This is a genomic window from Calothrix rhizosoleniae SC01, from assembly GCF_900185595.1.
Taxonomy (GTDB): Bacteria; Cyanobacteriota; Cyanobacteriia; order Cyanobacteriales; family Nostocaceae; genus Calothrix_A; species Calothrix_A rhizosoleniae.
Genome location: NZ_FYBH01000087.1, coordinates 1 through 4,890, shown reverse-complemented (window position 1 = coordinate 4,890; position 4,890 = coordinate 1). Strand labels below are relative to the sequence as shown.

Sequence of the window (4,890 nt, the reverse complement as noted above, 5' to 3'; positions counted from 1 at the left end):
ATATTGCTGGTTTTGATATTGGTTACTCTGGACAAATTCAACCACAAATAGGCAAAATGTATTTATCGCCAATGAAACTTTATGAATATATGGCAATGGCAAAGCCAGTCATAGCATCAGCTTTTGAAGATGCTCAAAGGTTAGTTTGTGTTGGCAAGACAGGTTTTTTATTTCAACCTGGTAATAAAGAGGAATTGAAGCTTGCTTTAGTTGAAGCTTATCGTCACAGAGCAAAACTACCAGAAATGGGAATTGCAGCTCGTCAAGAGATAGAAAATAATCATAGTTGGCAAGTTAGGGTAGAAAAATTAATTGCAGGTACAGAGCAAATTTTGGCCAACAAAGATTAGATATCAAGACTTTTAATATTATTTGTTTTTAATAAATTTATTCAAAATTATCATGAAAAGATCCCCTTATAAAATTCTTGGTGTTGAGATTGATGCTTTATCAATTCCACAATTGCATGACTTGATTGCAGAAGCCATTGATACTAATAAAAAATGGATAATTGCTAATCATAATATGCATAGCCTTTATCTTTATCATCATGACCAAAAAGTGCGAGCCTTTTATGCTGAGGCTGATTATGTGCATATAGACAGTATGCCTTTAGTCTTTATTGCTAAATTACTCGGTTTTCCCATCAAGCGAGAGCAACGAGTAACTTATGCCGATTGGATATGGCCTTTAATGGCAAAAGCAGCAGAAAATAATTGGCGTGTATTTTATCTTGGTTCTAAACCTGGAGTAGCAGAAAAAGGAGCTGCTAGATTACGATTGAAATTTCCTAATTTGCAGATTAAAACAGCCCACGGCTATATAAATCTGCCTCAAGATAGTCATAAGAGCTTAAGTACTTTAGAAACTATTAGTAAATATCAACCTCATATATTAATAGTAGGAATGGGTATGCCACAACAAGAGCATTGGATTTTAAAAAATTTACCACATATTAAAAGTAATACTATCTTGACTGGTGGAGCTTGTATCGATTATGTTGCTGGTGCTGTTCCTACCCCCCCTCGTTGGATGGGCAAGGTAGGACTTGAATGGTTGTATCGCTTGTTAAATGAGCCAAAAAGACTCTGGAAGCGTTATCTTATAGAGCCTTGGTTTATAACTAAATTGTTATTAAAAGAAGTTAAATAATCGATGTTCAGTAAGCGAATGACTAGGCGACGTTCTCTATGGTTAGGTTTAGGAAGTTTAGCAACTATAGGAATTAGCAAAGGACTTTCACACAAATATGGTAGTAGCTATATGCAAAGCCTTGACAGAAAACATAAAGATTTTCAGGTTGTTGGTACAGCCAGTCTTCGCCAGCGTGCTGCTGCTAAAGGATTGATTTATGGATCAGCAGGTAATTACGAAACCCTTTCTGTAGATCCTACTCTGGCAAACAGCTTTGCTCAAGAGTGCGGCATTTTAGTTCCCGAAGGTGAATTAAAATGGGGATTTGTGCAAGGTATCCGCAATCGGTTTGATTTTACCCAAGGTGATTGGTTAGCTAATTTTACTCGCACCCATAATATGTTGTTGCGAGGGCATACTTTAGTCTGGCATTTGGTATTACCTGAATGGTTTGAAAAAGTAGTTAATCGGCAAAATGCTGAAAGAATTTTCATCGAACATATTGCAACTGTGACTAAACATTATGCCGGTCAGATGCATTCTTGGGATGTAGTTAATGAGGCTATTGATTTAGATCATGGACGTTCTGATGGTTTGCGTCAATCACCTTGGCTGAAGTTTTTAGGTCCAGATTACATTGAACTTGCTTTTCGAGTGGCTGCTGAAGCTGACCCCAAGGCATTACTAGTATATAATGAAACAGCTTTTGAATATAATTCCTCTAGAGATAAAGCAAGAAGAACAGCGATTCTCAAACTTTTAGAACGTTTAAAATCTAAAGGCGCACCTATTCATGCTTTAGGAATTCAATCCCATCTTCGCGGTGATGGTAAGGCTGATTTTAATGCCAAAAATTTCCGTAGTTTTTTGGCTGATGTTGCTAGTCTTGGTCTAAAAATCTTGATTACTGAATTAGATGTAACAGATGACGAGTTAACTGCTGATATTGATATTCGCGATCGCATTATTGCTGATGTTTACGAAGACTATCTTTCAACGGTTTTAGATGAACCAGCAGTAATTGCAGTATTAACTTGGGGATTAAGCGATAAAGTAACTTGGATTTCAGAATATGCTCCTCGTTCTGATGGTAAGGCTGTCCGTCCTTTACCTCTGGATGATAGCTTCCAACGTAAACTGGCGTGGAATGGGATAGCAAGAGCTTTTGATAATGCACCCAAACGCTAGTAAAAAATATAACTCATGTTTAATGAGAAGTTTCCCATAACAAATAGATGAAACCCGACAAAATATAAACTATTATTACATATGACATATAAATCTATATCTTTTTTCAATACTGAATCTGACTTAAGGTCTGCTAAATCTGTCAGAATAAGGAGGGGATTATTTACTAAAATACTACGGATTTTTACCCTTTTAATTTTAGATATAGCCGCTCTCGTAATAGCACATAATTTAGCGATATTTTACGGTACTTCCTTTGTATCACCTTGGGTTCAAAGTTCATCATTTTTATTTTTAACTGTCGTTGTTGAAATTAGTATAATTGCTTCACAAGGGCTATATAAAGAAGGGCCGAATCGTCGCAATTATCTATCTCTAATTAAGGCAGTATCCTTATCAGAACTCTTTTTATTGCTAATCGCTTTTCTCTACGAACCAAGCTATTATGTATCTCGCTCAACTTTTATTTTATTTTGGTGCCTATCTATAGCTCTAACTAGTAGTAATCGCTTAATTTTTGATGTATTTACTAAATTATTACGTAGTAAAGGAGCTATTCGATATCCAATTTTTATTATCACGGATACAGAAGAGAAAGAATCTCATATAAAGTTAATTGAGAAAGAAAAATGCTATATAATTGAAGGAATTTCTGAATCAAAATGTCTAGACTGGGAAAATAGGGAAGGAACCTTAAAATATCTGCGTGATAAGGGTGTGACAGAGGTTTTTGTTTCCTGGAATGCGATTAAAAATCGTTTGTATGTTTGTTGGAAGTTCTCAACTGCTGGTATTACATTACGCATATTACCAACGAAGAATGAGCTTTGTCATTCCAAATCTTTATTTAGAATGATTGGTGAAGGCCCTTGTATGACTATCCCGGTACCAATAATTATTGGTAGTGATTTCTGGATCAAACGCTGTTTTGATATTTGTACTTCAGCAATTTTGTTATTTATTTTATCACCAGTTTATCTAGTGATCGCTATATCAATTAAGTTAGATTCTCCTGGACCAATTTTATTTAAACAAAATCGGATTGGCTTACATTGTCAGCAATTTAAAATCTGGAAATTCCGGACAATGGTATCAAACGCAGAACAGCTACAAGCTTCTCTAGAAAATAAAAATGAAAACAAGGATGGAGTTTTATTTAAACTTAAGGATGACCCAAGAATCACAAAAGTTGGTAAATTCTTACGACGTTATAGTTTAGATGAATTACCTCAATTATTTAATATTTTAATTGGTGAGATGAGTCTTGTTGGTCCCCGTCCTCTACCTACTAGAGATGTGGATCGATTCAAGTCAGCATACTTTATTCGTCAAGAAGTTTTGCCCGGTATCACTGGACAATGGCAAGTCTCCGGTCGTTCTAATATTGATAATTTTGAAGATGCAATTAAATTAGACCTCGAATATATTGAAAGTTGGTCACTTTGGTTAGATATACAAATTTTACTGAAGACGGTGCAAGTTGTACTGCAAAAAACAGGTGCTTATTAATTATGAAGATTAAAATCTTTCTGCGATTAATTAGGAAAATTTTGCCCAATCTATTGTTAGAGAAAATTCAATCTCTTCAATCATGTTTATTAAGTAAATGGATTTTACATAGCGGGAGTCAAGTAATAGGATTAAGTCATAAACCAGCAATGGTGTTCTCTCCTCACCAAGATGATGAAACCTTTGGCTGTGGAGGTACAATTGCACTTAAACGCGAACATGAAATACCAGTTTATGTAGTTTTTTTAACAGATGGCGGACAAGGATTTGTTGATGTCGATTCCCATTTAGAAGCTAAAAATGTTCAAACTCGTAAACAAGAAGCTGTAAAAGCATTAGAGGTTTTGGGAGTAGAGGAGTCATCAATTCATTTTTTAGACAAGCCTGATGGTAAGTTACAGCTTTTAGCAAGTGAAGAGCGACAAAGTACTATCCAACAGGTAATTCAATTGTTAAAAATTCATCAGCCAGGGGAAGTTTATGTTCCTCATCGTAAAGATTGTCATAAAGATCATGAGGCTACCTATGAAATAGTTAAGGAAGCGATCGCTCAAGCTAAAATAGATACTGAATTGTTACAGTACCCAATTTGGTTGTTTTGGGAAGCACCTCTATTTCTGAAGCTAAAGTTCCACGATATAGCAACAGCATCACGATTGACAATTACATCGGTTCGAGAGAAAAAGCAGAAAGCAATATCTGCCTATACCTCGCAACTGGAAATTCTCCCCCCAGCCTTTGTTAACTTATTTTTGCAATCTGATGAAATCTTTTTTACTGAGTCAGACAAAAGCTAATACTATTTTAGATTTTAGATTTTAGATTTTGTCGTCAGCACTCAGTCGAGCCGTCAAAAGATTTTGGATTTTTAAAGAGTTACTAAATAAACTTTTCTTTCTTTCCGTCTGTCGCAATTTCTTGCAAATTGGTATAAAGACTTTGTAGGAGAAAAGATGGGGATGGTCATAGGATATGATGAAGATTGAGAATAAAATTAAAAAGAATTAAACTCATACCAATGCTGTATGAGGCTGTGCTTAATCACCCTCGCTCTGGAAG

5 protein-coding genes are annotated in these 4,890 nt (G+C 35.4%); all 5 read left to right on the top strand.

Annotation, left to right across the window (positions count from 1 at the left end; genetic code table 11):
* On the top strand, window positions 1-350 hold a 350-nt coding region (locus tag CALSC_RS05145; protein ID WP_143288156.1), incomplete at its 5' end, for a glycosyltransferase.
* A gap of 52 nt (window positions 351-402) precedes the next feature.
* Window positions 403-1,152, top strand: coding sequence for a WecB/TagA/CpsF family glycosyltransferase (locus CALSC_RS05140; protein WP_088240331.1), 750 nt, complete (start codon window positions 403-405; stop codon window positions 1,150-1,152).
* A 3-nt stretch (window positions 1,153-1,155) separates the two neighbouring features.
* Window positions 1,156-2,322, top strand: a complete 1,167-nt coding sequence (locus CALSC_RS05135; RefSeq protein ID WP_088240330.1) for an endo-1,4-beta-xylanase — start codon at window positions 1,156-1,158, stop codon at window positions 2,320-2,322.
* Between the two features lie 81 nt (window positions 2,323-2,403).
* Window positions 2,404-3,831, top strand: coding sequence for a sugar transferase (locus CALSC_RS05130; protein WP_088240329.1), 1,428 nt, complete (start codon window positions 2,404-2,406; stop codon window positions 3,829-3,831).
* Between the two features lie 2 nt (window positions 3,832-3,833).
* The gene (locus CALSC_RS05125) at window positions 3,834-4,628 is read left to right on the top strand and encodes a PIG-L deacetylase family protein (RefSeq protein WP_088240328.1); all 795 of its coding nucleotides are present in this window, start codon (window positions 3,834-3,836) and stop codon (window positions 4,626-4,628) included.
* Window positions 4,629-4,890 lie beyond the last annotated feature (262 nt).